This is a genomic window from Photorhabdus sp. RM96S (assembly GCF_042879335.1).
In the GTDB taxonomy this organism is placed as follows: domain Bacteria; phylum Pseudomonadota; class Gammaproteobacteria; order Enterobacterales; family Enterobacteriaceae; genus Photorhabdus; species Photorhabdus kayaii.
Window position 1 is genome coordinate 1 of sequence record NZ_JBHFKT010000117.1, and the last position, 1,391, is coordinate 1,391.

1 protein-coding gene is annotated in these 1,391 nt (G+C 49.5%); it reads left to right on the forward strand.

Annotation, left to right across the window (positions count from 1 at the left end):
* Positions 1–72 precede the first annotated feature (72 nt).
* The coding region (locus ACGF49_RS24510) for a filamentous hemagglutinin N-terminal domain-containing protein (RefSeq protein WP_387493296.1) at positions 73–1,391 on the forward strand (1,319 nt) is incomplete at its 3' end.

A 1,391-nucleotide genomic window follows, 5' to 3' on the forward strand; every position in this document is an offset into this window, starting at 1 on the left:
GGCACACGGCGTCATGTGCAAGCCGGTCAGCATCTGATATTGACAACCGACACATTGCAGAGTTGGGGACGAATGCGTGCCGACGGTGATGTCACCATTAAAGCGAAAGACTTGTCTTTAGATGGGGGAAATATCAACGCCGGGAACCAGGTTCTGCTACAGGCAGAGAAAAGTCTTACGGTACGTGACACGGATATTTCAGGTCATGACATTACCTTAATCTCCAGCGGTGGTATTTATGTTTCATCTGGAGGAGATAATTCCACTGCGGCGGGCACACGGGTATTACCTATTATTTCTGCGGTTAATACGCTGCGTATTCTATCTGAACGGGGAATATCTCTTTCAGATACGCTAATTAACCGGGCGAAAAATATCTTTGTGGCGAGTAATGGGTGGATTGGTATTAATCAGCATTTGGCAGCGAATGAGAATATTGATCTTCATGCTGGAGGGGGGATAGATTTGGATGGGATTTCCCTGACCGCCGGGAAAGATATTACCCTGACCAGTGGTGACTCGATTAATATTGGCAAGATCATCACCGACAACAATTTAACCCTGATTGCCCGCCGCAATATAACGGAGACAGCGTTATCGGCAGAGGGGACGACCGCAGTCACCCAAAATAGCACCGCGTTGCACTTAGCCGGCGGTAAATATACCCCGGTGACTTCTGCGTTGATTGACCTCGCATTAGGCAATGCCGCCCAACTGGCTATCACTATCCCAGACATAGTCGGTGGAATACCCGGGATTCAACTTGAGGATAACCGAGCGCGGATTGCCGTGAGAAATAACCTGCCTATTATCCATATTGCGGCACCGAATTCCCGAGGTGTTTCACATAACCGTTATCGGGAGTTTAATGTTGGGGCTGCCGGGCTGGTGCTCAATAATGCTACCGAAGCTACCCAATCCGTACTGGCGGGACAAATTGGGGCAAACCCTTACTTTAACGGTCAATCGGCTGAGTTGATTATTAATGAAGTGGTGGGGACTTTAGCCTCAAATCTACAGGGCTTGTTGGAAGTGGTGGGGCAAAAAGCGCCTGTCTTCATCGCTAACCCGAACGGCATAACTTGTCATGGCTGTGGTTTTATCAATACCCCGGCGGTCACCTTATCGACCGGGAATCCGGTGTTTGATAAAGAGGGAGCATTAGCGGCCCTGGAAGTGAAAAAAGGCATTATAACCTTTGATGAAAAGGGGCTGGATGCAACGGCGCAGGATGCTGTCGATATTATCAGCCGGGCCACGATACTTAACGGCAAAGTGCAGGCGAAAAACCTGACATTGACACAAGGCCCCAACCGGATTGATTTCAAACGCGGGACTATTGCCCCTATTGCAGGCGAGGGTGATACCCCTTGGAACGTGATTGATACCGG